23 protein-coding genes are annotated in these 26,522 nt (G+C 45.6%); 16 read left to right on the forward strand and 7 right to left on the reverse strand.

What is annotated here, in order from left to right; genetic code table 11:
* Positions 1 to 11: 11 nt before the first annotated feature.
* The gene (locus BQ5375_RS13055; RefSeq protein ID WP_083687631.1) at positions 12 to 674 is read right to left on the reverse strand and encodes a stage II sporulation protein R; all 663 of its coding nucleotides are present in this window, start codon (positions 672 to 674) and stop codon (positions 12 to 14) included.
* A gap of 218 nt (positions 675 to 892) precedes the next feature.
* Between BQ5375_RS13055 and BQ5375_RS13060 the strand changes: the two genes are divergently transcribed.
* The 7 genes from BQ5375_RS13060 (at position 893) to BQ5375_RS13090 (ending at position 9,468) form a co-directional block, all read left to right on the forward strand.
* Positions 893 to 1,699, forward strand: a complete 807-nt coding sequence (locus BQ5375_RS13060) for a histidinol-phosphatase HisJ family protein (RefSeq protein WP_022133769.1) — start codon at positions 893 to 895, stop codon at positions 1,697 to 1,699.
* A 15-nt stretch (positions 1,700 to 1,714) separates the two neighbouring features.
* Positions 1,715 to 2,881 (forward strand): DUF362 domain-containing protein, encoded by a 1,167-nt coding sequence (locus BQ5375_RS13065; protein WP_022133768.1) that lies wholly within the window; start codon positions 1,715 to 1,717, stop codon positions 2,879 to 2,881.
* 21 nt (positions 2,882 to 2,902) lie between these two features.
* Positions 2,903 to 3,817 carry a 4-(cytidine 5'-diphospho)-2-C-methyl-D-erythritol kinase gene (gene ispE / locus BQ5375_RS13070; protein ID WP_022133767.1) on the forward strand — a complete coding sequence of 305 codons (915 nt, stop codon included), beginning with the start codon at positions 2,903 to 2,905 and terminating at the stop codon, positions 3,815 to 3,817.
* A gap of 53 nt (positions 3,818 to 3,870) precedes the next feature.
* Positions 3,871 to 5,739 (forward strand): NAD(+) synthase, encoded by a 1,869-nt coding sequence (gene nadE / locus BQ5375_RS13075; protein WP_022133766.1) that lies wholly within the window; start codon positions 3,871 to 3,873, stop codon positions 5,737 to 5,739.
* Between the two features lie 171 nt (positions 5,740 to 5,910).
* On the forward strand, positions 5,911 to 7,284 hold the full coding sequence (locus tag BQ5375_RS13080) for a hypothetical protein (RefSeq protein WP_022133765.1): 1,374 nt from the start codon (positions 5,911 to 5,913) through the stop codon (positions 7,282 to 7,284).
* 42 nt (positions 7,285 to 7,326) lie between these two features.
* A complete protein-coding gene (locus tag BQ5375_RS13085) occupies positions 7,327 to 8,031 on the forward strand; it encodes a response regulator transcription factor (protein WP_022133764.1) in 705 nt (234 codons plus the stop codon).
* 36 nt (positions 8,032 to 8,067) lie between these two features.
* On the forward strand, positions 8,068 to 9,468 hold the full coding sequence (locus BQ5375_RS13090) for a sensor histidine kinase (protein WP_022133763.1): 1,401 nt from the start codon (positions 8,068 to 8,070) through the stop codon (positions 9,466 to 9,468).
* 172 nt (positions 9,469 to 9,640) lie between these two features.
* On the opposite strand, the gene BQ5375_RS13095 is transcribed toward BQ5375_RS13090, so the two are convergent.
* Entirely contained in the window at positions 9,641 to 10,336 is a 696-nt protein-coding gene (locus tag BQ5375_RS13095) for a helix-turn-helix domain-containing protein (protein ID WP_076918055.1), read from the reverse strand.
* 216 nt (positions 10,337 to 10,552) lie between these two features.
* Between BQ5375_RS13095 and BQ5375_RS13100 the strand changes: the two genes are divergently transcribed.
* The 9 genes from BQ5375_RS13100 (at position 10,553) to BQ5375_RS13140 (ending at position 18,594) form a co-directional block, all read left to right on the forward strand.
* Positions 10,553 to 11,236, forward strand: coding sequence for a histidine phosphatase family protein (locus tag BQ5375_RS13100; protein WP_022133761.1), 684 nt, complete (start codon positions 10,553 to 10,555; stop codon positions 11,234 to 11,236).
* A gap of 44 nt (positions 11,237 to 11,280) precedes the next feature.
* Entirely contained in the window at positions 11,281 to 12,273 is a 993-nt protein-coding gene (locus BQ5375_RS13105) for a DUF975 family protein (protein WP_022133760.1), read from the forward strand.
* Entirely contained in the window at positions 12,270 to 12,746 is a 477-nt protein-coding gene (locus BQ5375_RS13110) for a GNAT family N-acetyltransferase (RefSeq protein ID WP_022133759.1), read from the forward strand. Before BQ5375_RS13105 ends, BQ5375_RS13110 begins: the two co-directional genes overlap by 4 nt.
* Before the next feature lie 185 nt (positions 12,747 to 12,931).
* Positions 12,932 to 13,873, forward strand: coding sequence for a DUF1385 domain-containing protein (locus BQ5375_RS13115; protein WP_022133758.1), 942 nt, complete (start codon positions 12,932 to 12,934; stop codon positions 13,871 to 13,873).
* Between the two features lie 62 nt (positions 13,874 to 13,935).
* Entirely contained in the window at positions 13,936 to 14,766 is an 831-nt protein-coding gene (gene prmC, locus BQ5375_RS13120) for a peptide chain release factor N(5)-glutamine methyltransferase (protein ID WP_022133757.1), read from the forward strand.
* Positions 14,767 to 14,805: 39 nt separating this feature from the next.
* Positions 14,806 to 15,453: an HAD family hydrolase gene (locus tag BQ5375_RS13125; protein WP_022133756.1), complete on the forward strand. Its 648-nt coding sequence runs from the start codon at positions 14,806 to 14,808 to the stop codon at positions 15,451 to 15,453.
* Positions 15,454 to 15,964: 511 nt separating this feature from the next.
* The gene (locus BQ5375_RS13130; RefSeq protein ID WP_022133755.1) at positions 15,965 to 16,720 is read left to right on the forward strand and encodes a PepSY domain-containing protein; all 756 of its coding nucleotides are present in this window, start codon (positions 15,965 to 15,967) and stop codon (positions 16,718 to 16,720) included.
* Between the two features lie 180 nt (positions 16,721 to 16,900).
* Complete coding sequence (locus BQ5375_RS13135) at positions 16,901 to 17,479, forward strand: RNA polymerase sigma factor (protein WP_022133754.1); 579 nt, start codon at positions 16,901 to 16,903, stop codon at positions 17,477 to 17,479.
* A 5-nt stretch (positions 17,480 to 17,484) separates the two neighbouring features.
* A complete protein-coding gene (locus BQ5375_RS13140) occupies positions 17,485 to 18,594 on the forward strand; it encodes a PepSY domain-containing protein (protein WP_076918056.1) in 1,110 nt (369 codons plus the stop codon).
* Positions 18,595 to 18,637: 43 nt separating this feature from the next.
* On the opposite strand, the gene BQ5375_RS13145 is transcribed toward BQ5375_RS13140, so the two are convergent.
* The 5 genes from BQ5375_RS13145 to BQ5375_RS13165 all read right to left on the reverse strand — a co-directional run bounded on the left by BQ5375_RS13145 (position 18,638) and on the right by BQ5375_RS13165 (position 26,400).
* Positions 18,638 to 20,083: a hypothetical protein gene (locus BQ5375_RS13145; protein WP_076918057.1), complete on the reverse strand. Its 1,446-nt coding sequence runs from the start codon at positions 20,081 to 20,083 to the stop codon at positions 18,638 to 18,640.
* The gene (locus BQ5375_RS13150) at positions 20,080 to 20,619 is read right to left on the reverse strand and encodes an RNA polymerase sigma factor (protein ID WP_159438042.1); all 540 of its coding nucleotides are present in this window, start codon (positions 20,617 to 20,619) and stop codon (positions 20,080 to 20,082) included. The genes BQ5375_RS13145 and BQ5375_RS13150 overlap by 4 nt, the downstream gene beginning before the upstream one ends.
* Before the next feature lie 356 nt (positions 20,620 to 20,975).
* Positions 20,976 to 21,866, reverse strand: coding sequence for a putative ABC transporter permease (locus tag BQ5375_RS13155; RefSeq protein ID WP_022133750.1), 891 nt, complete (start codon positions 21,864 to 21,866; stop codon positions 20,976 to 20,978).
* Positions 21,867 to 21,937: 71 nt separating this feature from the next.
* Positions 21,938 to 23,350, reverse strand: coding sequence for a 2-hydroxyglutaryl-CoA dehydratase (locus BQ5375_RS13160; RefSeq protein ID WP_407937712.1), 1,413 nt, complete (start codon positions 23,348 to 23,350; stop codon positions 21,938 to 21,940).
* Between the two features lie 71 nt (positions 23,351 to 23,421).
* The gene (locus BQ5375_RS13165; protein ID WP_022133748.1) at positions 23,422 to 26,400 is read right to left on the reverse strand and encodes an acyl-CoA dehydratase activase; all 2,979 of its coding nucleotides are present in this window, start codon (positions 26,398 to 26,400) and stop codon (positions 23,422 to 23,424) included.
* Between the last annotated feature and the right edge of the window lie 122 nt (positions 26,401 to 26,522).

The raw sequence follows: 26,522 nt of genomic DNA on the forward strand, positions 1-26,522 counted from the left end.
AAGAGCAGCGCCTAATTTTCCCTGATAGAATAAGCCCACTCAAGCAAGGCAAACCTCGGCTCATACTGCGGACGGGATTTTAACACCCGAAGTTCTTCATCGGAAAATCCCAAATCATCCAGCGGTTCCCCAAACGCTACCGGCAAACACATCTGTGGAAAAAGCACACACCACCAGTTGTGCCCCTTTCCTTCTCCAATAGTAAATCGTACTGCATGATATTCCCCTGCCGGCATGGTAAATCCTTCGTATTCTCTGGTGTCAAAATACATTTTGGTCACACAAGCAGTCACTTTTTGTTCGCTTCCATTTTTCAAAAGCTCATCCTGGGCAGCAGCTACCAGCTTGTCCAGCATCTGTTCTGCCTGAGCACTTACCGACTCCAGATCCTCACAGCCAGAACCAAGCCCCAGCTGATGTGCTTCCTGCAAAATGCGGTCCCGCACCTTTAATTTTAGCTGCTGATCTTCTTGGGTATCAGAATTTGCAAGGATATGTAAGCGCAAAACACCATCGTAAAGTTCCCTGCATCCCTTTGCAAAGACAACCTGATCTGCAAGCGTCACTGCCAGTAAAATTGCCAGAAAAACTGCTGCAAACACCGCAAAAAAGTTTTTCTCCAGCACGTCTGACATCTTATAAATAAACCTTAAGTTTTGTTCTGTTTTTCTCATCGAAATCCCTCCGTCATCTTGTTGATATCAAAAGTCTTGCCGCCTAAAAAAGCTTTATACAAAAAGGGATTTTTAATTTATTAAAAAAATCTATCCCTGCCTTTGACAAAATGGGGGACAAAGGAGAAAAATGATGCTATAATATCAGTAAACTTTTCTATATAAATGTTTTCAGAAACGAACATAAAATCATATCACCATCATAAGGAGGAAAACATATGTACGTAAACCTTTTTGACAGCCATGTCCATTCCGATAACTCCCATGATGGGGAGCATTCCATCACCTTTTTGTGTGAAAATGCACAGCAAAAAGATTTGATGGGACTTTGCATCACCGACCACTATGAGATGGAACTAAACGAAGCTCAGGCCGACATCTGCCTGAGAAATTCCTTTATCGAAACAGGAAAATCCCGCCAGGCGTTTGATAACCGTCTGCTTGTCATGAGCGGCATTGAACTGGGGCAGGCAACCAGAAATTTCCAGAAAGCGGATCGTCTTTTAAACCGCTATCGCTTTGACTTTGTCATCGGTTCTCTGCACTGCATCCGCGATATGGACGACTTTGCCTACATTGATTTTTCCGGTCTCAATGTTGAGCTGATCCTTCAGCGTTATTTTGAGGAAATGCTGGAACTTTGCCAGTGGGGCGGATTTGACACTCTTGCCCATATGACCTATCCCCTGCGCTACATCATCGGAAAATATCAGATTCCGGTAGATATGAAGCCTTATGAAGAGGTTATCCGCGAAATCTTAAAAACACTTGCAGATAAAAACCTTGCGCTGGAAATCAACACAGCTGGACTTCGCCGTGAAATTGGACAAACCTCCCCTACTCTGGAATATGTAAAACTCTTCCGGGAACTGGGCGGAGAACTGCTTACCTTCGGTTCGGATGCACACCGCGCTCAGGATCTTGGCGCTGGACTGGATGTCGCAATCGACATGGCAAAAGAAGCCGGCTTCTCTCACTTTGCCTTTTATAAAAAGAGAGAACCTCGTATGCTGCGCTTAATGTAACGAGGAGTATCTGCCATGCAAAATCAAATGAAATCTTCCACCTTTTCCTTTCCGCCGATTGCCATGGTGAAAGCCTCTTCCTATGAAGAAGCTTTGATTGCACAGGCAGTAGAGCGCCTTTTTTCAGAACTTTCTATCAGTTCTGCGCTCTTTGAAGGGAAAAAGGTTCTGATCAAACCAAATCTTCTGATGCGCCGCCGTCCAGAAGAAGCGACCACGACCCATCCTCAGGTTATTCTCTCGATCATCGAATGGATAAAACGTGCTGGAGCTGCTGAAATCGTGCTGGCTGACTCTCCAGGCGGATTATATACCCCTTCCCAGCTGCGCTCCATCTATTCGGCGTGTGGGATGGAGGATGTTGCCAAAAAAAGCGGCTGCGTCTTAAATCTGGAAACCGGCAGCGGCACTGTTCCTTCTAAAAACCCAAAACTCTGTCAGGAGTTTAACCTCATTGACCCCGTTCGGAAGGCTGATGTCATTGTTTCGGTAGGAAAATTGAAAACTCACTGTATGACCGGACTTTCCGGTGGAGTAAAAAATCTGTTTGGATGTATTCCCGGACTGCAAAAGCCACAGCTTCACTACCGCTACCAGAACAAACGGGAATTTTGCTCAATGCTTGTTGACCTTGCTCAGACTGTCGCACCAGTTCTGACCGTCATGGATGCAGTTGAGTCGATGGAGGGAAATGGCCCTTCTGGCGGTTCGGTACGAAAAAACGGATTTCTGATTGCTTCTCAAAACCCATTCTGTTTAGACCGCTTTCTGTGTGACCTGATCGCGATGACCCCACAGCAGGTACCTACGGTCGCAGAATCCATCCAACGTGGACTTTGTCCGGATAAAAGCGAGGATCTCTTGATCTTAAATCCAGATGCACTTCCAACCTTACTGCGTGATTATCGACATCCGCAGTCCAAAACCATCGACTTTTCTGGCAATGTGCCTTCCTTTTTACAGCCGGCTGTCCGCTGGACTGCGCGTCATCTGCTTTCTCCAAAACCGATTATCGACATACAAAAATGCATCGGATGCGGAAAATGCGCCGAAAGCTGTCCGCCGCACACCATCCAGATTCAAAACCGCAAGGCGCAGATTCAGTACAAAAACTGCATCCGCTGCTATTGCTGCCACGAAATGTGCCCTGTGAAGGCAATCCACATCAAGGGGCGTTCCTAATCTTTTCCGGAGGTCTTTCCGATGAAACAAATTACAATCGATGCTCCCTGCAAAATTAACCTCTCTCTTGATATTGTAAGACGGCTGGAAAACGGCTATCATGAGATGGATATGGTGATGCAGTCCGTCAGCCTGTACGATACCCTGACCCTTTCTTTGCAGGAAGGAAGCGGCCAGATCCGCATGACCTGTTCTTTGGAAAACAAAAATGCTTCTCTTGCCTGTGATGACTCCAACATTGTCATCCGCTGTGCAAAGGCTTTTCTCAATGCAAATGATTTAAGTCTTTCCGGTCAGGATCTGATAATTCATCTGATCAAGCGAATCCCTATGATGGCAGGACTTGGCGGCGGAAGTGCTGACGGTGCAGCGGTTCTCTCCGCGCTCAACCGCCTGTTTGAAACTCATCTTTCCTGCGAACAGCTGGAACAGATCGGTGTAAAAATTGGTGCGGATATTCCTTTCTGTCTGCGGGGTGGAACACTCCGCGCCAGAGGAATCGGGGAGCTCTTTTCCCCATTGCCCGCCATGCCAGACTGTTCTATTGTCATCATAAAACCTGATTTTGGCATCAGTACAAAAAATGCTTTTTCCCGCTGCGACAGCGCCCCCTACCGGCATGCTGACGTTGAAAAAATGATCGCTGCCCTCTCTTCCGGCAACCTTCTTTCCATCGCAGGTGCTCTGGAGAATGTATTCGAGGTGCTCTGCTCAGAGGAAGAATCGGCCGCTTTATCAAAAGCCCGCAGCCTTCTTCTGGAAAGCGGTGCAGATGGTGCTTTGCTCAGCGGCAGTGGCAGTGCACTGTTTGGAATCTTTTCCGATTCCTCCCGGGCAAAAATGTGTTGTCAAACGCTTTTAGCCGAGATGGAAAAAGGCAATGCTCCTTTGGAAGGAGTTTTTCTCTGCCACCCAGTCTCATCTGGTGCATTCTAAAGCCAATACATTCTAAAATGTGTAATAAAATTCTTTAGAAAGGGTGTTTGTTTATGAACTCTGTCATTCGACTGTGCTGCTGCATCAATCGCGTCAGCAGTACAAACCCTGCTTTCTGCGGTGAATCCATTCAGGATCTTCTGGAAGAAAACAGCTCCTTCCGCGCAGACATCACCTTGTTCCCTCGTCTGGCACTCTGTCCGCCTTCTTCCGGCGCTATGCTCAAAAGCGCTGCCATTTCTCACCTGTGTGAGGAATCACTGGATCAGCTTCGCCTTTCCTCTGCACAAAACGGCGGCTGTATCATCGTCGGTCTGGTAAAATCTTTTTACGGAAAACTCACCGATGTGATTGCTGTCATCCAAAACGGGGAAGTTCTGGGATTTTTGCCAGCTTGTGGATTTAACAGTCCCAACACTATCAGCTCCTCAGAGGGATGGTATCCGGCAGACTCTGCGTCCTCTCTGCTTTCCTGGGACACTTTATTCTGTTGTGGAGACTTAAAATTCTGCATCTGCCCATGCCCGGTAAAGGATCTCCCACTCCATCTTCCAAGACTTGCTAAAACCGGCTGCCATGCTGTTTTGGTTCCATATTATGAACCTGCTACTGCAGAATCTGCAAAACGGGACAGCGAGCTTGTCCGCTGCCTTTCCGAAACATTCGGCATTGCCATTGCTTTTGTCTGCGGTGGTCAGGGAGATACCTCTCATCCAAATGCATTTCAGGGACACGCTGCCGTTTATGAATCCGGAAATATGCTGTCTGACCACACCGGCCAAAGTATTGGAAACAATACCTATGCACTGGAAAGTTTCTCCTTCTGCCGTGATCTGGACTGCGATATTCTCAACGCATGCCAGCGTTTTCCGTCGGCACAGCAGCCTGATATTATCATCACCGAAAATACTGGCAAAAAGGGATTGCTGCGGGAAGTTCACAATGATCCGTTCCTTCCTATGCAACAGCAGGAAGCCGAACAATACCTTTCCACTTTGTTCCAGCTTCAGGTGGAAAGTCTGGTCTCCCGCGTCACCAACACCGGTCTGCATCGTCTGGTTCTGGGTGTTTCGGGCGGTTTGGACTCTACCCTTGCACTGCTTGTCTGCCATCAGGCATTAAAACAGCTGGAGCTGCCTTCCCAGAATCTGATTGCCATTACCATGCCGGGATTTGGCACCAGTGACCGCACCTATTACAATGCACTCAGCCTGATTTCTGCACTCGGTGCCGAAAATCGGGATATTTCCATCAAAGCATCGGTTCTCCAGCACTTCGAGGACATCGGTCATGATCCTTCTCTGCGGGATGTCACCTATGAAAATGCACAGGCCCGTGAACGCACACAGATTCTGTTTGATGTCGCAAACAGCTGCCGCGGTCTGGTAGTCGGAACTGGAGATATGTCCGAAGATGCACTCGGCTGGTGTACCTTTGGCGGCGATCATCTCGCAAGCTATAACGTCAATGTCTGCCTGACCAAAACTATGATCCGCAAGATGGTAACCTATCTTTGCAGCCGGTTTGATGATCAGGTCAGCAGCATCCTGCATGATATTGTCGATACCCCAGTCAGCCCGGAACTTCTGCCTCCGGACGAAAGCGGAAAGATTCAGCAGAAAACCGAGGATATTCTTGGCAGTTATACCCTGCATGACTTTTTCCTGTACTATCTGCTCAAGTATAACTTCCCGCCAAAGAAGCTTTACTATTATGCTTGTCTTGCCTTTTCGGAGGAATTTTCTGCAAGCTATATTCTTGAGAAGCTCAAAGTATTTCTAAACCGATTCTGCTCCGGACAGTTTAAACGAAGCTGCTCTCCGGACAGCGCAGATATCACCGATGTCTGTCTCTCCCGCTATCCGATTCCATCTGACTGTTCGGCACAGGCACTGTTGTCCGATCTTTCCGATATCCGATAGGATACCTGACTGTATACAAAAGCCGCTGTTTTTCACAGCGGCTTTTTGATATTTTTCTTTTAAGGTTTACAAAACTTCCTTTCTTGGGGTATAATTCATGTATCAGACTGCATGCTGCAATTTACCATGCAGGATATATTCATTTTTGTAAAACAGAAGGAGGAAGATGCATTGCCTCTTTTTCAGGTTTGGGCATTGATTCGCAAAATACTGCTGTCAACTGCTCTGCTTTTCATTCTGCTTTCTCTTGGCGGATGTTCCCGCCTGCAAACCTCAATCGAAGATCTGATGAGCCCACCTGTTCTGACGCAGGAACAGGCAGAAATCCGGGATGCGCTTTCTGCGGTATCCGGAGAAAACGACATCAAGTATAAATATCCGCAAAACGGACAATACCGTTCTTCCTTTATCTTTTATGATATCGATTCAGACGGCTCAGAAGAAGCTCTTGTCTTTTATCAAAGTGCTTCCAAAGGAGATTCCACCTGGATTAATATTCTGGATCGTTCCGAGGAAGGAAAGTGGATCTCTGTCTGCGAAACTCCTGCTCCGGACACCACCGCAAATATCGACTTTGTCTCGTTTGAGCATCTGCTCGATTCCGATTCTGTCAGTCTGATAATCGGATGGGAGGACTCCAGAAACAGCAAAACGGTGCTTGCGTACAGCTATACCGGCCAGCGTCTGCTTCCTATCTTTGAGCGGGAATACAGCGAGATTGCCATTACCGATCTGGATTCCAACGGCTCAACCGACCTAGTTTTGTTTACCCAGCAGGCACAATCCACATTGGTATTTCTTGCCTGCCGCACTGACAGTGGTTTTGAAACGGTTGACTCCTACACACTTTCCCGCGGAATTGTCAGCTTTGACAGCATCCAGCAGGGAAAAACACTCAGCGGCAGCAATGCGCTGTTTTTGGACAGCACGATCGATCTTTATGAAACACCGTTTCAGGTCACCGACGTCATCTCCGCTAAACCAATCGAAGGAAGTTCCCCTGTCCTGGTAAACCTTCTGGACAATGAAACGGTCTCTCTTTCCCAAAACACTCTGCGTCCTGCACAGAATCTTTTCTGTCGGGATATCGACGAAGACGGCATGATCGAGATTCCTACCGTTTCCCCACTTCCCGGTTATGAGAGCGTTCTGGATGAGAACTCTGTATTCATGATCACCTATAATCTGGTTTCCTCAAACTTTCAGTTTGTACCGCGTTTAAGCGGTGTTATCAACCCACAGCACCGCTATATGATTGCCTTCCCGGAACGCTGGCTGAATACCGTTACCGTTTCTGTCCAACCGGAAAACGGAGAATGGACCTTCTTTGCCTATACCGGAGATCTTCAGGACACCTCTACTCCTTTACTGAAGATCCGTGTTTATTCAGCAAAAGACTATCATGATAAATTTGACAGCGACTATTTCCAGCTGATTGGACAGAAGGGATTGTTTGAATATTATGCTTACATTCCTTCTTCCCAAAGTGAACTTGCTATTACCAAACAGGAACTGACCGAGGAAATGTTCTTCTTCCTCGACTAATCACCCCTCCTGATACAAAATTTACCTGAAAGGATGATTTTTGTGAAACGAATTCTGGTAGCGGAAGACGAAGATGTTATCCGCGACTTTGTTGTAATCAATCTGCGCCGAAACGGATATGAAGTTGTTGATGTTCCAAACGGAGATGAAGCCATCCGCGTATTTGATGAAAATAACGGCGATTTTGATATCTGCCTTTTGGACATCATGATGCCTGGAAAGGATGGATTTACTGTCTGCAAGGAGATCCGCAAACGCTCCTCCACCGTCGGCATCATTATGCTGTCTGCAAAAAGCCAGGAAATGGATAAGGTCGGTGCATTGATGTTCGGTGCTGACGATTATGTTACCAAACCATTTGGTCCTGCAGAACTGATTGCCCGCGTCGATGCACTGCACCGCCGCGTCAACATGGTTTCTGCAAAACCAATTGAAGACCCAAATGAGATTCGTTCCGGTCCGTTTGTTTTAAATGAGCGCAGCCGAACCTTGACCAAGAACGGTCAAAACATTGATCTGACACAGGTTGAATTCCAGATCATGGAATGCTTCCTAAAGAATCCAAATGTTGCTTTGGAGCGAAATACCGTTTTGTCCAAAGTATGGGGAGAAAACTATTTTGGCGACGTTAAAATAGTCGACGTTAACATTCGCCGCCTGCGCATGAAAATTGAGGACGAACCTTCCAATCCAAAATACCTGACCACCGTCTGGGGATATGGATATAAATGGAGCGTCAACGAATAACCCTGTAATCGAATCTATCAAACGGGAGGTATTGAGTTGCCTACCAAAAAGCTCACCAAGCGCTGGCTGTACAACAACTTTCTGGTCATTTTGATTTTTCTGTCAGCGCTTATCATCGCATTTTCTCTTGCGATCCGAAATTATTATTACAACAGCGTCCTCAGTGTGGTCAAAAACACCGCCGCAGTACAAAACGCCAGTCTGATCAACTACTCGGAAGATAATACGGTCGATTTTTCGGTTGCTGCCCGAAAGATGGTAGAAGACTTTGAGGACAAAGACCTGATGGAACTGATGGCAATTGATAAAAGTGGAACTGTCATCATCACTTCCAGCGGTTTTTCCCCTTCTTCTGATACGCAGATGCCGGACTATATTGCTGCTCTGACAAGCCCAACCCGGGACGCCTCCTCTTATGACACCATCAACGGTGAAAGCGTCCTGTGCTATACCTTGCTTGCACCTGCTGTCAACGATTCCAATCTTTCTGCCCTGCGATATGTTGTATCCCTCACCGCAGTCAAGCGGCAGATTTACATCTTGATTGCAGCCGCCGGTGTTGTCGGCGCTGCCATCATCTTCTTTGTCATCTTGTCTAGCTCCTACTTTATCAATTCAATCATCAATCCAATTGACGAAGTACGAAAAATCGCCCTGCAAATCTCCAAAGGAGATTTTTCCGCTCATCTAAAAAGTACGACCGATGATGAGATTGGAGAATTGTGCGATGCCATCAACGCCATGGCAGTAGAACTTCAGGAAAATGAAAAGATGAAAAATGACTTCATCTCTTCTGTTTCCCATGAACTACGTACCCCTCTGACTGCAATCAAAGGTTGGGCAGAAACGCTGATGGATGACTCGGTTGACCGCGAAACCACCAAAAAAGGAATCGGTGTTATTATCAAAGAAAGCGAACGCCTTTCTGGCATGGTGGAGGAACTGCTGGACTTTAGCCGTCTGCAAAGCGGACGTCTCAAATTAAATCCAACCAAGCTGGATCTGGTCGCAGAGCTCAGCGACGCCGTTCTGATGTTTACCGAACGTGCCCGTCAGGAAAACATCCAGTTAAACTATGATGAGCCAATGGATATTTTGCCTATCATGGGAGATGCAAACCGCCTGCGTCAGGTATTTGTCAACATCTTGGACAACGCCTTGAAGTACTCCGATGCCGGTGACAGCATTACTGTGTTGGTTCAGGTAGCGGACAACAAAGCCACTATCCTCATTCAGGATACCGGTATCGGCATTGCACCGGAAGACCTGCCGAAGATCAAGACCCGCTTTTACAAGGCAAACGCAACACGTCGTGGTTCCGGAATCGGACTTGCTGTCGCAGACGAGATCGTCTCAATGCATAACGGAACACTTACTCTTGACAGCAAGGAAGGCGTTGGCACTACAGTCAGCATCACGTTGCCGCTGACTGTCTGATGCACAAAATACTCTTTTTTCATTAAAAAACCGCGAGCGATCACATCGCCCGCGGTTTTTCGTCAACTTTGAATGATTCCAAAAATCTATTCATAAAATACACTTTATTTTTTCAGTACCGGATGGTACAATAATAGTTGTTGCCAAAGAAAATTTTCGTATTGGCTCTTGACTATTCATGATCCCGGAATCCCAGCTTTGTCTCGGAGTTCTGAATCAGGTTGAGCAGTGCCTGCGACTGCTTTGGATAATTCTGCATCAGATATTCTGTGGTGATTTTCAGCTCACTGATGTTCTTGATCTTATCGTTTCCTTTGTCGCTGCCCTGTGCCATCTGCTGTGCTTTTGCTTCACTGACCATCATAGCTGCATTGCAGTAACCTCCGACAAGCTCCTGTGGAATGGAAAACATGGTGTTTTCATTCTTCGGATTTGCCGAATACAGAATTCGGAAGGAACGGTAAACTGCCATCATGAGATAGTTGGAAATTTCTGCATTCAACTGTTTGGATTCACTCTTTCCAATCAGATCATAAACGATGCTCAAGGAATTGGAAATCAGCTTTTTATTTAAAATCGGCATAATATTGCCTTTAAATACAACATCCTTTGCACTGTCCGCTTCCGGAATATCCTCTACGGTCAGCTGGCGTCCATTTCTCTCCGGAGAAACACCCAGCAGATAGTCGCAGGAAACTCCATAAAAGCGTGCACATTTTACAAGGAAATCCAGGCCGCACTCTCGAATTCCTTTTTCATAATGGGACAGCAGTGCCTGCGAAATACCAAATTCCGCCGCCGCCTGTTTCTGGCTGATCCCTTTCTCTTTCCTCAAAAGCGTAATAAGCCGTGGGAAATCGGCATTCATACGCACATCCCCCTTACTTTTGCGTGATAGGCCGTCGAATCATGCCGACACCTCTTGTCTACGTATCGTAAATTATATTACACCCAAAACCCTTTGTAAAGTGCTTTTGGGAAGAAAAAAAAGATTTTGGTCGAAAAAGCAAAATCAGCCCCAAAATCTCTACATTTTCGTTTGTAATTTTTTCAAAAAGACACTTTTTAAGAAAGGACGTTTTTTATGCTGACCTATAAAATTCATCTGTTCCGCCACGGGATCACCCGCGCAAATCTGGAAGGAAAATATGTGGGACTTACCGATTATCCGCTTTGCCAGGAAGGAATCGATGCCCTGAAAGAATATGTAAAGGGAAAAGACTATCCTGCCATTGAAAAAATTTACACCTCTCCGCTTCGCCGCTGCCGCGAAACAGCCAAAATCCTCTATCCTGGCTACAAAACATTTGATGTTCCGCAGCTGATGGAAATGGATTTTGGTTTATATGAAGGGAAAACTTTAGATGAACTTCAAAATGACGAAACCTTTATTGCGTGGAGCCGTGACAGCATGCACAATGCACCACCGGAAGGTGAAGATGGACTTACCTTTATCCGCCGTGTTATCAAAGGTCTGGACGACGTGTTCAAGGACATGATGGCAAATGATGTCCACAACGCTGCTCTGGTCATCCCTGGCGGCATGATCATGTCGATGCTTGCTCTGATGGGATTTCCTCGCCATCCAATGGGAGAATGGGAATGTGACGCCGGTGCAGGCTATACCATCGTTATGACCCCTGAGCTGTGGAGTAGAGACAAAGTCTTTGAAGTTCTCAATGCAATCCCGATGAAACCGGAAGACTGGGAAGATCATTGGAGCACCAAGAAATATTATGAGGATGGCGAAGAGATGTTCTTTGAATAAAAAGAATCTCTCTCCTTCCCAATCCACAAAGGAGATCTTTCAATATGACTTTGAGAAAACAAGTAAAATATAATGCTAAGCGCTGCTTGTGCAACAGCTGGGGAAAAGCGGTAGCAATCTCTCTGATGGGAGTAGCGATCTATCTGCTGTTTGCAATCATTGAAATGACTGCAAACCTCCTGTTAACCCTGCCAGCTCAGACTTCCTACCTGATTCCAGGAATCTCAGACTCCTGGCTTCTCTCTTTCGCAATCAGCGTGGTAATGGCAATCGGTTCCTTTCTGCTGCTGGTTCCATTAAATCTGGGCATCACCTCATGGTACTATTCCCTTTCTGATGGCATCTCGGAAGATATCCTCAACATCTTCTGTTTTTTTGCAAACCGCAGGATGTTCTTCCGTTCCCTCTACCTCACATTGAATATAGGGGTTCGTATGCTGCTTACCTCTTTGCTTTATTTGATTGTTCCTGGTGCAGGCATCGGATTTTCCATCTGGCTTTTGTCAACTGCACCTTTTGCAGGAGCAATCTTTGCCGGCAGCCTTGCCCTCACTTTTTCGGCGATGCTGTTTCTTTTGATGCTGGGATTTTTGCTGGTGCGTCTGCAAAAATATTTTCTTGCCCGCTACTACCTGCTGGACACCACCACAACGGTACACAAAGCAATCCGAAATTCCATCCACGCAACAAAATCCGTTCGGGATGAAATTTTTCTGTTTAAACTTTCCTTCCTTGGTTGGGGAATCGCTTCTCTGATTCTGCTTCCAATTTTGTATACTTCGGCTTATTACTCTATGAGCGCCATGTTGTACGCGCGTTTCCTGATGGAACAGGACAAACGCTCCAACAGTATCGTTCTGGTCGGTGATGTCAACTCCGATGATGGGATCGAAGAAGGAAGTACAGCTGCCGAAGATTTATCCCAGACAAAACCATTTGAAAGCTGCTCTCCTTCTCCTGCTGCTAATTCTGATGTTTCGGTAGAAGAACCCACCATTTCAGTTTCCCTCAACCAGGAACCAGGTGAAAAAGAATGATAATTCGCAAACTGGTGCCTGACGATTTCGAGCAGGTAGACAGATTGATGCAGCAGGTACATCAAATCCATCTGCAAGCCTGTCCAGACCTGTTCATTCCGTTGACACATCCTCTCCCTCAAAAAACATATCAGGAAATGATCTCCTCTGATCAGGCAATCTGCCTTGCTGCTGAATGCTGTGAAGATACCGAACAGAAGAGCCAGATCATCGGTATCTGCTTTGTGAGCATGCGCAATCACTGCTGTATGGTCGACAGCTTGACCGCCTATATGGAAGACCTGTGTGTGGATGAGCATTACCGCCACCTGGGCGTTGGACGTCAACTCTTTGAACAGGCGGAAAAACTTGCAAAAGAAAAAGGCGCTTCCCGCCTTGATCTGATGGTGTGGGATTTTAACCATAGTACCATAGACTTCTATCGTGCAATGGGTATGACCCCACAGCGATATATCTTCGAAAAAAATCTATGATCCATCTTCCCTTTGGAAATCAGTTCGTTTGATTCTGTTTTCTAAAGGGAACTTTTTTGCAAAAAGACAGATTAAAAGACCAATCTTTGTGGAAAAGGTACTATATTTATTCATAAATTCATGCTATACTGTTTTTGTCAAAAATAGTCATATCCCAAAATTCAGATAAAGGAGCTTACTTTTCTATGTCAAACCCAGAAAAGAAAAAAACAATCAAAACTTCTATTGGCGGTCAGGCCGTCATCGAAGGTGTCATGATGCGCGGCCCAAAGGTAACCGCTCTTTCGGTACGCATGCCTGATCAGTCCATTTCCACCGAAGAATGGGCTACACCAGATGGAAACAAATGGTATAAAAAGACACCGTTTATCCGCGGCATCTTTAATTTTATCGAATCCATGACCTGTGGTTACCAGAGCCTGATGAAAGCGGCAGAAAAAGCTGGTCTGGACGATGATGAAGAGCCTTCTAAATTCGAACAAAAACTGCGTGATATGCTCGGCGACAAGTTTATGCCGTTTTTGGAAGGATGCATCCTGCTATTCTCTTTGGTAATGGCTCTCTTCTTCTTTGCATTTCTTCCAACTACCATTGTCAATCTGTTAAATGGTGTTATCACCCATCCTCTGGCTCTCTCTGCGCTGGAAGGTTTAACCAAGATTGCAATCCTCATCGTTTACCTTGCAGCAATCTCCAATATGAGCGATATAAAACGCGTATTTATGTATCATGGTGCAGAACACAAGACCATCTTCTGCTATGAACACGGAGAAGAACTCACCGTAGAAAATGTCCGCAAATATAAAAGATTTCATCCACGCTGCGGCACCAGCTTTCTGGTCATTGTTCTGCTGCTTTCTATTCTGGTTTCTTCGCTGATCTCCTGGGATAATCTCTGGGTGCGCGTTGGACTCAAGGTTTTGTGCCTGCCTGTCATCATGTCCTTATCTTATGAGTGCATTAAATTTGCCGGACGTCACGACAATCTGTTCACCCGCATTCTGTCTGCTCCTGGTCTTTGGACACAGCGTCTGACAACCAAGGAACCAGATGACAGCATGATTGAAGTTGCAATCGCCTCGATGAAACGGGTAATCCCAGAAAATCCTGACGAAGCTTTGTTTTAAAAAATATACATTTTGTATTTTTGTCTTTTTATATCCTGTTTTGGATATTTTAGGAGGATTCCATGACCTATCGGGAACTTTTTTCCAAAACCTGTCAACAGGGAATTGCACCGCATGAAGTTCGGCTCTTGCTGGAACATCTGTTTTCCTTTTCCCAAACCAGCCTTTTAATTCACTTTGATGATTCGTGCGACAGCTCCAAGCTGGAGCTCTTTGAAGAGATGGTGTCAAAGCGTAAGACAGGTTATCCATTACAATATCTTTTGGGAGAATGGGAGTTTTTTGGTCTGCCGTTCTATGTTGGGGAAGGCGTTTTGATTCCCCGTGCTGATACAGAAATTCTGGTCGAAACTGCACTGGAACTTTGTGACGGCATGTTTTCTCCCAAAATCTGTGATCTGTGCTCCGGTTCCGGCTGCATCCCGATTGCCATGAGCAAAAATCTTCCGGAAGAAAGCTCTCTTACCGCAGTGGAGCTTTCGGATGATGCTTTTTACTATCTGAAGAAAAATAAGGAACGTCACCAGTGCGATAATCTGAAACTGATTCAGGCAGATGTCTTAACCTGGCAGCCAGAAGAAACGTTCCATCTGATTACTGCAAATCCCCCTTATATCAGCAAAGAGGAAATGCAGACATTGCAGCCGGAGGTTCTGGCAGAACCTAAAATGGCTTTGCAGGCAGAAGAAAACGGACTGTATTTTTACCGTATCCTCTCTGACCGATACCGTTCCTTTTTAAAGAAAAATGGATGGCTTGTCTTTGAGATCGGTTATCTTCAGGGAAATGCGGTGTCCCAACTTTTATTGGACAATGGATTTACCGATGTCCGCGTGATTCCAGATTATAACGGAAATGACCGGGTTGTAATCGGCCAGCTCAAAAGCAACTAATTGTTATTTATAATAAAAATATAACTTTAAGGAGAAAATATGAAGCAGCCAAAATATAAAGCAGTGGTCTATGATGTAGACGGCACTGCTGTTGATTCCCGATACAACATTGACGCACTCCAGGAAACCTGCATCGAATTGCTCGGTCGGGAAGCTACCGACGAGGAACTGAAAATCACTTACGGCATGACTGCTAAAAATGCTATTTTGTATCTTGGCGGTACCGAAGATCAGGTGGAACCGTTTGAAAAACGATGGATTGAAAAGATCATGAAGATGTGCCAGAACGCTTCTCTTTTTGACGGTATCTACGATGGCATGTGCCAGATGAAGGATGCCGGCATCCTTCTTGGCATCAATACTTCCCGCAATCGCAATGAACTGGGTGACCTGCACGAATATATCAAGGAACCGTTTCTGGAGCTCTGCTCTTTGATCGTCACCTGTGACAAAGTAGCCAATCCAAAACCTGCACCTGATTCCCTTCTGTATTTCCTGCGTGAGACCGGTCTCAAACCGTCTGAGGTGCTTTTTGTCGGTGACAGTGAATTCGATGCCGGATGCGCTAAAAATGCCGGTTGTGACTTTGCACTGGCTACCTGGGGATGCTTCTATCCTGACAAAATTGATGCAACCTACAAACCGCTCCATCCGGATGAGCTGTTATCCATTGTTGGTATCTGTTAATCAAAACTCCCTGTATTCTAAGCAGGGAGTTTTCTTTTTTCTAAATTTATTTTTGGAGCATGCAATAAAATAGCTCCCTTAGAAGTTATTTAGATAGAAAGGGCAAAACACTTCTAAAAAACTTTTGGAAAAAATTTTTTAAGGATGCAATAAAACGCCTTCCTCGAAAGTTATCTAAATAGAAAGGGCAAAAACCTTCTCAAAAACTTTTGGAAAAAATTTTTTAAGGATGCAATAAAACGCCTTCCTCGAAAGTTATCTAAATAGAAAGGGCAAAAACCTTCTCAAAAACTTTTGGAAAAAATTTTTTAAGGATGCAATAAAACAGCTTCCCCGAAAGTTATTTAGATAGAAAGGGCAAAACCTTCCAAAAACTTTCAGGAAAAAATTTTTTAAGGGTGCAATAAAACACTTCCCTCGAAAGTTATTAAAACAAAGAACGTTTTCAAAGTACTTTAAAAACAAACCAACAAACTGATACACCCACAATCATACAGAAAGGATGTACCTTATGAAAAAATTTACTAATCACCTTACCGCTCTCACACTCGCTGGCTTGATGGTTCTCACAACCGCTTCCGTTGGTGCTGCTTCCGTTTATCGCAGCGTTACTGCAAAACAGAATACAACTGCAACCGTAAAGGTAAACGGTGTAAACCTTACCCTGAAAGAGGACGATGATACCCTTTATCCTCTTACCTATGATGGCGTCACCTATCTTCCTGCAAAACAGCTTGCAGATGCCCTGGGATACAATGCCTCGGTAAATGATGGTTCTGTCACGATCACTTCTAAAACCACCTCGACCACAACTTCTTCCAGCGGTGATATTGGCGCTGAAAAAGCAAAACAAATTGCTTTGGAACATGCTGGACTGAGTGCATCCAAAGTTTCCTTTATCAAAACCGAAGCAGATTATGATGATGGAAGAAAAGTTTATGACATCGAGTTTTATTCCGGCAACAAAGAATACGACTACGAAATCCTTGCTTCCAATGGCACCATCGTTTCTGTGGACTATGATGTAGAAAACTACTCCATCCCTTCTACTACTACAAGCAATAACTATATCGGTGTAGAGGCTGCAAAACAGGCTGCATTAAAACATTCTGGTCTTTCTGAATCTCAGGTAAGCTTTAAAAAAGCGAAACTGGATTATGATGACGGCCGAGCAGAATATGAACTGGAGTTTAGACATAACTTCCAGGAATACGAATATACTATCGACGCTGTCAGCGGCACCATTCTTGACTTTGAAAGAGACTAATTTTATTGCAATTCTTTCTCTCTCCTGCTATACTTAAAACAATCGGGAAATCCCGCCTGAACACACTCTCATTTCAAAAGCGTGATCTCCCTCTTCAGAAACAATAACAGAGAGGTTCAGGCAGTCCGGGTACTGTCTGAACCTTTTTAATTCCCCATTTTGGACAGGGAGGGAAAACCTATGCTTATCACCATGATGCTGGCAGAACGGCAATTTAAACCTCTGCGTCCTGTTATCGACTCACAGGATCTGGAAGAAAATCTTGCCCAGATTGCTTTGGGAAGCCAGCAGGCATTTGAAAATCTCTATCGAGCCACTGACAGCTCGATCTACGGCTATGCTTTATCTCTGACCCGAAATCATCATGAAGCACAGGATATCATGATGGAAACCTATTTAAAAATCCGCTGTGCTGCGCATCTGTACATTCCACAGGGAAAACCAATGGCGTGGATTTTGACTATTACAAAAAATATTGCACGCACCAGAATGCGCTCTGCTGGACGACAGATTCCTTTGGAAGAGGTAGAGCAGGTATCACTTCCATTTGACCGCGATACCGAAGAAGCCGTTACACTGCAACAGGCAATGCTGAATCTGAATGAACAGGAACGACAGATTCTGATGCTGCATGCTGTAACCGGACTCAAACACCGCGAGATTGCAGAGATTATGGGAATTCCTTTGGCAACGGTACTTTCCAAATACGCCCGTTCCCTAAAAAAATTAAAACATATTCTTCAGGAAACGGAGGTGTAACCACTATGAATGAACAGAAAAAACACGATAAACTGACCAATGAAGAAGTGGAATACCGAATCGCCAAGGCTGTTGTAAAAAATGTTCCTGATCTTTACGAAGAGGCTGCTAATACTCCCGTTACCCCACTTGCTATGGTGGATGACATCCTTCCTCGGCAGTATCCCAGACAAAAACGTGTCTTACCTCGCCTGGCAGCTGCCTGTCTGCTACTGGTACTGTTTGGCGGTTCCTTTTTTGCTTATACCTGGTTTTCCGTGAAAGCCATCCTCTCCATCGAGGTTAACCCTTCTGTTGCACTTTCCATCAATCGCTATGAACGTGTCATTGATGCTCGTGCCATGAACAGCGATGGGGACGATCTGTTGGATGAACTTTCCCTGAAAGGATTAAAACTGGAAACTGCCATGGATGCTTTGATGGGTGCGATGAATCGCAAAGGCTATCTTCAGGACGGCGGTAACATCCACCTGTTTGTGGATGGAAAGGATGAAAACTTCAATCAGGAACTTTACGAAGAAGTGGACGAAATGCTTGCCCATCTTGCTCCAAACATGGTAACCGATAATGTAACAGAGGAATCTTCCGATTCATCTGCGACAATTTTATCGGAGGATGAGGTAAAACAAATTGCCCTGCAGCATGCTTCTCTTTCCGCTTCTCAGGTTACCTTCCATAACCTTTCTTTGGATTCTGACGACCAGCAGAAAGTTTACCACCTTGCCTTTTATACCGATTCAGAAGAATATGAATATACTATCGATGCCATCAGCGGAGAAATTCTTTCCTATGACCATGATATCGAAAACTTTTCTTTACCTTCTTCTGCCACTCAAACAGAGGCATCTACATCAGAATCTCTTCCTCAGCAAAAGCCGGAGTCTAATTCAAACACTTCCAGCCAAACACAAATCAGCTTGGATCAGGCAAAACAAATTGCATTGCAAAAAGCCGGTTTGGAAGACAGTCAGGTTATGTGGGAGAAAGCGGAAAAGGATGAGGACGATGGCAAGATCCTTTATGAGCTGGAATTTTCTTATAATCACACCGAATTTAACTGTGAAGTTGATCTGTTCGGCAATGTCCTGAAATTTGAACAGGAAACAGATGATTAAAATACCACAAAAAAACACAGGAGCTTTGCTCCTGTGTTTTTTATTAGTTTAAATATAAGTCTACCCTGGTTTTTAAGGAATCCAGTGTCACGGTTGTGGTCAGATTATAATTTACCCTATCTGCTACACCATAACCCTCAATGACATTGACTTTAGAAGCCGACACCGTTTCTCCATCTACTTGCGGTAAAAATTCTCCTGCTTCCACCTGTTCTTTGGTAAACCACACACTGGTTACCAATGTATAGCTGTTGCCAGGAGACTGGTAGAAATCAAACAACTCACCCTGATGAATTACCTTCCGCACTTCCTGTGGATTGGAGATGTCTTCCAGACTATACAGTTTGATACAGACGGTTCCCCCTTCCGTATCTTCTTCTATCACAGCCATGCTCTTCTCTGATGCAAGCACTTTTGCACCGGCTGTAACCTGCATGGATGCAGCTTCCTCTCCATTTGTCTTCTGCAGGGTGATAACACCACTGGTTGGATCATAGGAGACACTGCCTGTTTTCAGTTCAAATTTCTGCAGCTGACTTTGTTTTGCATCCTTTACCGCTCCCTGAAGTAAGTTTTTTTCAGGCTGAGCAGCTTGTGTCTGTGCTGTAGCTGGCAATTCTTCTTCCGGTTCTTCCTGCTGCTTTGCACTCATAGAATCCAGAATCTTCTGTTGAAGCTCTGTCACCTCTGGAGACTGCTGTACAGCGTCGTTGGACTGCGGTACTTCTTCCATGGCTACTCTTGGCTGAATCGACGCAGTCTGTGGCTGTGCTTCTGTCTGCTGCTCGTTTTCCGATGGCTGTTCTGCCGGTGCTTCCGATGCCAACTGCGGCACTGCCTCTGCTTCTGCCACCTGTTCCGATTCCTGCTGAGTTTCTTCTACCTCATCTGTCGTCGGCTGTGCTGAAAATGTCTGTGCTTTCGCTTTTGGTTCTTCTGCTGCAGATTCTTCAGTTGCTGCAGCATTTTCCTGAACTTCTGCTTGTTCTTCCGGAATAGCGGCTTCCTCTACAACCGATTCTTTCTGCGGTGCTGCTGCAGTATCCTGCATCAGATTTTCTGCCTGCTGCATGGGAGTTTTTATCTTCCAGTAAGCTGCCGATAAGCCCACTACCAGCACCAGTGTGCAGGCAATGGCCCATCTGCGGCGAGCTGCCTGGCGGGATGTACGGCGCTGCTTTGGAAATTCCAAAACTTCTCCCATCTTCTTTTCATCAGACGAATCTGTTTTTGTATCAGAAACATTTTGTGTCTCTTCAATCTGTTTTAATTGTTCTTCCACTGCGGACGGTTCTACGGTTACCTGATGGTCACCTTCTCCGGAACAAATTTTATTCCAGATATTTTCCGCGCTCAAACTCTCGGGAAGCGGTGGGCAGGAAAACGACGAAAAGGATTTTCTAAAAAATTCTTCTTCGTTTCCAAGCTGCATCTGCTCTTCCTTCGACAGACTGCTTTCTTCCCAAAGATCACTCTTTTTCTCTGTCAACTCTGCTTCCCTCCTTCCAAATATTTTCTCATCTTTTTAAAAGCCCGAAACAGTTTGGAACTTACCGTTCCCTGCGGGCTGCCTACAATCCCTGCAATCTCTCTTGCAGTATATCCTTCTACGGCTGACAAAACGACAATCTGCCGCTCTTCCTCACTCAAATCCTGTAAAGCGCGCAGCAAATCGGTCCTTTGCAGCACCGTTTCGGAAAACTCACTCTGCTCACCTGGAAGCTGGAGCATCTCATCAATGTCCATCTCATTTCTGGCCCGAACATAATCCCGGATCTTTCGGTTGCATCTTGCCGACAAAATCCGGTAAATCCACGGCATAAATGCCTGTGGATCGCGCAGGCCGGAAAGTCCTCGGTACGCTTCGATAAACGTTTCCGAGACCACGTCTTCCGCATCATGACTGTTTCCGAGGGTGTATAATGCTGTCCGGTATAACGAAGGCGCTACTGCCTGATAAAGCTTGGTAAAGCCTTCCTGGCCTCCCTTCTGGGCTTCCAGCACCAAAGCTGTGTCTAATTTCACCTCTACACCACCCATCATAATTTTAGTGTCACATCATCTGCAGTTTATTGCATCTGTTTCATAATTTTTTCTCTTGATGGGATATTCTCCTTCTACGATTCCACATTTTCGCAGATCGCTGGAATATCTCTCTCCCAAAAACAGCGCTGTTCTTTCATCTGAAACATCAAACGCCAATTGTAGAACCATTATAATATATTCTTTTTTAAAAAACAACCGCGATTTTTTGACCCTATCTCCCCAAATATCAAAAAATTTCTGGAATTTAAGCGATTTTGAAACTTTTTTTAATCTCTATTTTGCCAAAAGCAAAAAAAGACGCCCTTTCATACAGAAAAAGCGTCTTTGGGTTTGGATTATTCTCCTTTTCGTTTCAGGATTTCTTCCTTCATGCGTTCAAACACAGACTCATATCGGGTAGACCGCATATTTGGAAATGCCTTGAGCAGACGGCGACGGAAGAAACGGTTTTTGCCGGATGCTTCGTGAATACGAGCTTCCAGACGTTCCCAAATTTCTCTCTGTTCCGGCGACAGTTTTGCCAGCAGTTCTTTTCTTCTCTCTGCTTTGCGCTCGCTTCGCTCGTTTCTGCGTTCTTCCAAAAATTCCCGCAGTTCCATCTTTCCAAGCTCCAGATCCAATTTTCGCTGATCCATCTTCTGCTGCAGTTCCTGATGGTTCTGCCGCAGATATTCTGCAGTCTCCAGCTTGGTCTGTTCCACCAGCTGCTGGATCTGCTTGAGCGTTCCATTCAGCTCCAGGATGGTGCGTACGGTCACGGTACAGTCCGCGGTCAGAATTACCGCAAATGCTGCCGTAAAGGTGATACACAGCCAGTCAGGCAGCGAAGCGATCATTCCCTGTACCACTGGATCAATTACCCTCGCAGCAATGACTGAGAGCACACCAAACATCAGCGAGTTTCTCAGGCAAACCCTGCCGTGAATGTTAAAGCGATAGGTAGAATAATCCCACCACTTGGTTGCAAACAGTTTTTCCAGCAAGAATCCTGTAATATATTCGATCACACTGGTAACCAGCACGCCGCTCAAATACAATACCAAAAGATTTTCCCGTACCGGACGCAGGAAAAACAGCACTGCCATTGCGCCAAATCCATATACCGGACACAGCGGTCCATTCAGAAAGCCGCGGTTTACAAACTTTCTTTGCCCGATGGAGCAGTATACCGTCTCACATACCCACCCCAAAAAGCTGTAAGTCAAAAATGCCAAAAACAGCTGCAAAACAATAACCTCCTGCCTAAAATACATTGCCGGCGCTGCATCAAAACACCGCCGGCAATATTTTTATTATGTTAACCGTTCTGTGCAGCCAGTTCCAATTGTTCCTCGCTGCTCTTATTTCCAACTGTGCTCGCTGCAAAACCTGCATGAACCTGCGAATGAGAATCTTTATTGACATCCTGTACCTGTTTTAAGGTGCTGTCTTGCTGGCGATTCGAGGTATTGCCCGAAGCCATATTCTGCTGGGACGCCATCAGTCTTGCATTTGCCAGCATCAGTTTAATTCGATTCTGCTGGTTCACCTTGGAAGCACTGGAGTCATAGTCTACCGCTACAATATTGGCCTGTGGGTTCTTCTCCTTGATGACGCGCATAACACCCTTTCCGCAAATATGGTTTGGCAGACATCCAAATGGCTGAGTGCAGACAATATTGTTGACGTGATAATGCTGAATCAGCTCAACCATCTCTGCGGTCAGCAGCCATCCTTCGCCCATTTTAACGCCTTTTCCAATATATCCTTTGGTGGATTCGATCGTGCTTTCAAAATGACATGGCGGTTGGAAATCGCTGTTTTGCTCAATCAGATGAATCATGTCGCTCTTTCTGCCGCGCAGGAAATGGTTTACCTTGCGCATCACTGCCGCTTTGACTGCGTTGATGCCATACAAATCATGGTCAAACTCAACGTTGTGTGTACAGTAAAGCAAAAAGTCAAACAGTCCCGGACAAACAACTTCGCATCCTTCCGAGAGAAGAAATTCCTCCAGATTGTTGTTTCCCAGCGGAGAATATTTTACATAAATCTCGCCGACAATACCGACCTTGATCTTCTCCTCTTTTCTGCGATTTACCTGATTGAATCTCTTGATAATCTTTACCATCAGCGCAGAAACTTCTTTCCATCGAAGCAATTTCTTGCAGAAAAGCTGCTCAGCCATCTCTACACTGTCATCTACAGCCTTCTGGCTCTCTCCAGAGACGTTTTCGTATGGTATGCACTGATTATACAGTGTCATGATCAAATCGCCACACAGAACGCCATAGACCGCTTGCAGAAGCATGGTGACTGGAAGAGAGAATCCTCCCGACTGTTCACTTTTCAAAAAGCTTGCTGAGATAACCGGAATTTCACCGTAACCACATTTGTTTAGTGCCTTGCGCAGAAGGTGGATATAGTTGGATGCACGGCATCCACCACCAGTCTGGGTAATCAGCAGAGCCACCTTGTCCAGCGGGAGGTCACAGTGTTCCAGAGCATCAATCATCTGTCCAATAACCAGCTGTGCTGGATAACAGGTATCATTGTGGACATTTTTTAGTCCCTGATCGATGACTCCCTGTCCAAAATTATCCAGAACTTTAATTTTGTATCCATAATTTTCCAGAACATTTCCCAAAATTTTAAAGTGAATCGGCAGCATGGTTGGAATCAGGATTGTATGTGTCTGCTTCATCTCTTTGGTAAATGTTACTTTCTTCATGGGTTCCATCTAAAAACATACCCTCCTCGTTTCAATGTAATAGGAGCGCCCTGTTGCGGCGCAGCCTCACCCTACTGTTTCTTTTTCTGTGCATCGCGTTCCCGAACTGCACCTACCAGCGAACGCAGACGAATCTTAACCGCACCAAGGTTATTGATTTCGTCAATTTTCAGCTGGGTATACAGGCGGTCGCCCCGTGCCAGAATCTCCGATACCTCATCGGTAGTAATCGCATCAATACCGCATCCAAACGATACCAGCTGCACCAGTTCGCAGTCGTCATGTTCGGTGACATATTTTGCGGCATTGTAAAGCCTTGCATGGTAGGTCCACTGATTCAGTACGTTCGGACGCACCGGTTCCACCAGATCGGATACACAATCTTCACTGACTACAACCAGTCCCAGCGAGGTGATCAACTGGTTGATACCGTGGTTGATCTCCGGATCAACGTGGTACGGTCTGCCGCAGAGAATGATGGTCTTAAGCCCATGCTCTCTTGCAAATTCCAGAGCTTCTTTTCCCTTTTCCTTAATTTCCATACGCTGTGCGTGATATCTGTTATAGGCATTTTCCGAAGCCTGTTTTACTTCTTTGAGGGTCAGATCCGGATAGTAATCTCTCAATGCTTCCCAAACTTTTTTCGGGAATGTTTTTTGTGCCGAGAGGTTCAGATACGGATAGAGATAACGCACCGATTTGAGCTTCTCAACATTCGAAGCAAGAAGCTCCGGATAATAAGCAACAACTGGACAGTTAAAGTGGTTGTCGCCCTTCTGTTCATCAAAATTATAGCTCATGCATGGATAGAAGATGGTATCAACACCCTGATCCAGCAGATTTTCAATATGTCCATGCATCAATTTTGCCGGGTAGCATGCTGTATCAGATGGAACCGAATACTGACCTTTTGCATACAGCGCCCTGGAAGACAGGTCAGAAATCACCACGTTCATCTGCAAGCTGTGGAAAAATTCCACCCAGAAGAACAGATTTTCGTACATGTTCAGTCCCAGCGGAAGTCCGACAGTGCCGCGGCGCATCGGTTTTTCTTCCCGCAGCCGGCGGCAGTCCTCGCTTAAATTGCGGATCTGATCCAGTTTAAAGCGGTACAGGTCAGGCAGCTGCTTTTCTTTGCCCAAACCCAGCGGTTTTTCGCAGCGGTTACCGGAAATGTATCGCTCCCCACCTGCAAAGGTATTGATGGTCAGGTTACAGTGATTGGTGCATCCCTGGCAGACAATCGGTTTGGATTCATGTACAAAGTTTTCCAGTTCTTTTGCAGAAAGCATGGAAGAAAGTTTTTCTTCCCCACTTGCTTTATAGATTCCTCTGCCGTAGATAGCTGCACCATATGCGCCCATCAGTCCTGCAATATCCGGACGGGTGACATTATGTCCGATTTCCTGCTCAAAGCTGCGCAAAACAGCATCGTTCAAGAAGGTTCCGCCCTGTACAACGATGTGTTCTCCCAGTTCATCCGAACTTCTTGCACGAATTACTTTGTAGAGTACATTTTTGACAACACTCATGGAAAGTCCTGCGGAGATATCTTCTACGCTTGCGCCATCCTTCTGAGCCTGTTTTACCGACGAGTTCATAAATACCGTGCATCGGGAACCCAGGTCAACCGGATATTTGGAGAATAATCCCAGTCTTGCAAACTCTTCTGCAGTGTATCCCATCGATTTTGCAAAGGTTTCGATAAAGGAGCCGCAGCCAGAAGAGCAAGCCTCGTTGAGCATGATCGAATCGATCGCGTCGTTTTTAATCTTAAAACATTTGATATCCTGTCCGCCAATATCCAGAATAAATTCCACTTTTGGGTCAAAGTGCTGCGCTGCTTTAAAATGAGCGATGGTCTCAACGATACCATCATCCAGATGAAATGCATGCTGAATCAGTTCTTCCCCGTATCCGGTAGCTACCGCATAACGGATCTTTACTCGATCCCCGCAGGCTTCATAGATTTTTTGCAGCTGCTGGCGAACAATTCCAACCGGATTTCCCTGGCTGGAGCTGTAATAACGATAGAGCGTCTCAAAAGAGTCACTCATCAGAACAAGTTTTGTGGTGGTGGAACCACAGTCGATTCCAAGATAAGCATCACCGCTGTAATCTGCAATATCCTTCCACGGAACATTTGCTTTGCTGTGACGGTTGACAAACTCGTCGTGCTCCTGTTCGTTTGCAAACAGCGGCTTGAGGTAATGGGTGGATTTTGAGCGCGAGGACGCATTCTGCAAAATGTCAGTAAATTCCTCATAGCTGTATTCCCGATCCAGACCTCTGGTAAAAATAGCGGTTCCGATTGCAACCGAATACTGTGCCCAGGATGGGAAAACCGCGTTTTTCTTCGAAAGTTTCAAGGTCTCGGCAAAGCGCTCCTGCAGACCTTTAAAGAAAAACAGAGGACCGCCCAGGAACAAAACCTTGCCCTCAATCTTTCTTCCCTGGCTCAAACCGGTTACGGTCTGATCGACAACCGCCTGGAAAATACTTGCCGATACGTCTTCTTTTCTTGCGCCCTGATTCAGCAAAGGCTGAATATCCGTCTTTGCAAAAACACCGCAGCGAGACGCGATCGGGTAGATTCTCTCATGTTTTAAGCTCAGCTCATCCATCTCTTCTGGAGTGATACTCAGCAAGGTTGCCATCTGGTCGATAAATGCTCCGGTACCGCCTGCACAGCTTCCGTTCATTCTTTCTTCCAGACCGCCGCTTAAAAAGATGATCTTTGCATCTTCTCCGCCCAGCTCGATTACGGCATCGGTGTCTGGTTCGTATTCCATTACGGTCTTGTAGGTGGCAAAAACTTCCTGCACAAAATCAATTCCTGCATCTTCAGCAAGACCCAATCCTGCTGAACCGGAAATTGCTGCACGGAATTTGTCGCCCTTTAAAAACTGTTTTGCACCTTCCAGTGCCTGAAGCGTCGCCTGACGCACCTGGGAAAGATGGCGTTGATAGATACGGTAGAGGATCTTCTCCCCTTCCATGACCACCAGCTTTACCGTTGTTGATCCAATGTCAATTCCTATGTTTTTCACGAATATTCTCTCCTGCTACATTCCCAATAAAATCCATACAACTTTTTTGTGCTGCCTATCCGTTTTCTCCAGATTAACACCCTCATATCGTTTCTGTAAAGGTGTCATTTTTCGGCAAACTT

It is taken from the genome of Negativibacillus massiliensis, from assembly GCF_900148495.1.
Lineage (GTDB): Bacteria > Bacillota > Clostridia > Oscillospirales > Ruminococcaceae > Negativibacillus > Negativibacillus massiliensis.

What these genes read in the sequence shown, in the direction of transcription:
- BQ5375_RS13095 (WP_076918055.1), bottom strand. Translation starts at nt 10,336, where the DNA reads ATGAATGCCGATTTCCCACGGCTTATTACGCTTTTGAGGAAAGAGAAA.
- BQ5375_RS13055 (WP_083687631.1), bottom strand. Translation starts at nt 674, where the DNA reads ATGAGAAAAACAGAACAAAACTTAAGGTTTATTTATAAGATGTCAGAC.
- BQ5375_RS13160 (WP_407937712.1), bottom strand. Translation starts at nt 23,350, where the DNA reads ATGAAGAAAGTAACATTTACCAAAGAGATGAAGCAGACACATACAATC.
- ispE (WP_022133767.1), top strand. Translation starts at nt 2,903, where the DNA reads ATGAAACAAATTACAATCGATGCTCCCTGCAAAATTAACCTCTCTCTT.
- BQ5375_RS13140 (WP_076918056.1), top strand. Translation starts at nt 17,485, where the DNA reads ATGAATGAACAGAAAAAACACGATAAACTGACCAATGAAGAAGTGGAA.
- BQ5375_RS13115 (WP_022133758.1), top strand. Translation starts at nt 12,932, where the DNA reads ATGTCAAACCCAGAAAAGAAAAAAACAATCAAAACTTCTATTGGCGGT.
- prmC (WP_022133757.1), top strand. Translation starts at nt 13,936, where the DNA reads ATGACCTATCGGGAACTTTTTTCCAAAACCTGTCAACAGGGAATTGCA.
- BQ5375_RS13135 (WP_022133754.1), top strand. Translation starts at nt 16,901, where the DNA reads ATGCTTATCACCATGATGCTGGCAGAACGGCAATTTAAACCTCTGCGT.
- BQ5375_RS13125 (WP_022133756.1), top strand. Translation starts at nt 14,806, where the DNA reads ATGAAGCAGCCAAAATATAAAGCAGTGGTCTATGATGTAGACGGCACT.
- BQ5375_RS13100 (WP_022133761.1), top strand. Translation starts at nt 10,553, where the DNA reads ATGCTGACCTATAAAATTCATCTGTTCCGCCACGGGATCACCCGCGCA.
- nadE (WP_022133766.1), top strand. Translation starts at nt 3,871, where the DNA reads ATGAACTCTGTCATTCGACTGTGCTGCTGCATCAATCGCGTCAGCAGT.
- BQ5375_RS13060 (WP_022133769.1), top strand. Translation starts at nt 893, where the DNA reads ATGTACGTAAACCTTTTTGACAGCCATGTCCATTCCGATAACTCCCAT.
- BQ5375_RS13105 (WP_022133760.1), top strand. Translation starts at nt 11,281, where the DNA reads ATGACTTTGAGAAAACAAGTAAAATATAATGCTAAGCGCTGCTTGTGC.
- BQ5375_RS13130 (WP_022133755.1), top strand. Translation starts at nt 15,965, where the DNA reads ATGAAAAAATTTACTAATCACCTTACCGCTCTCACACTCGCTGGCTTG.
- BQ5375_RS13110 (WP_022133759.1), top strand. Translation starts at nt 12,270, where the DNA reads ATGATAATTCGCAAACTGGTGCCTGACGATTTCGAGCAGGTAGACAGA.
- BQ5375_RS13065 (WP_022133768.1), top strand. Translation starts at nt 1,715, where the DNA reads ATGCAAAATCAAATGAAATCTTCCACCTTTTCCTTTCCGCCGATTGCC.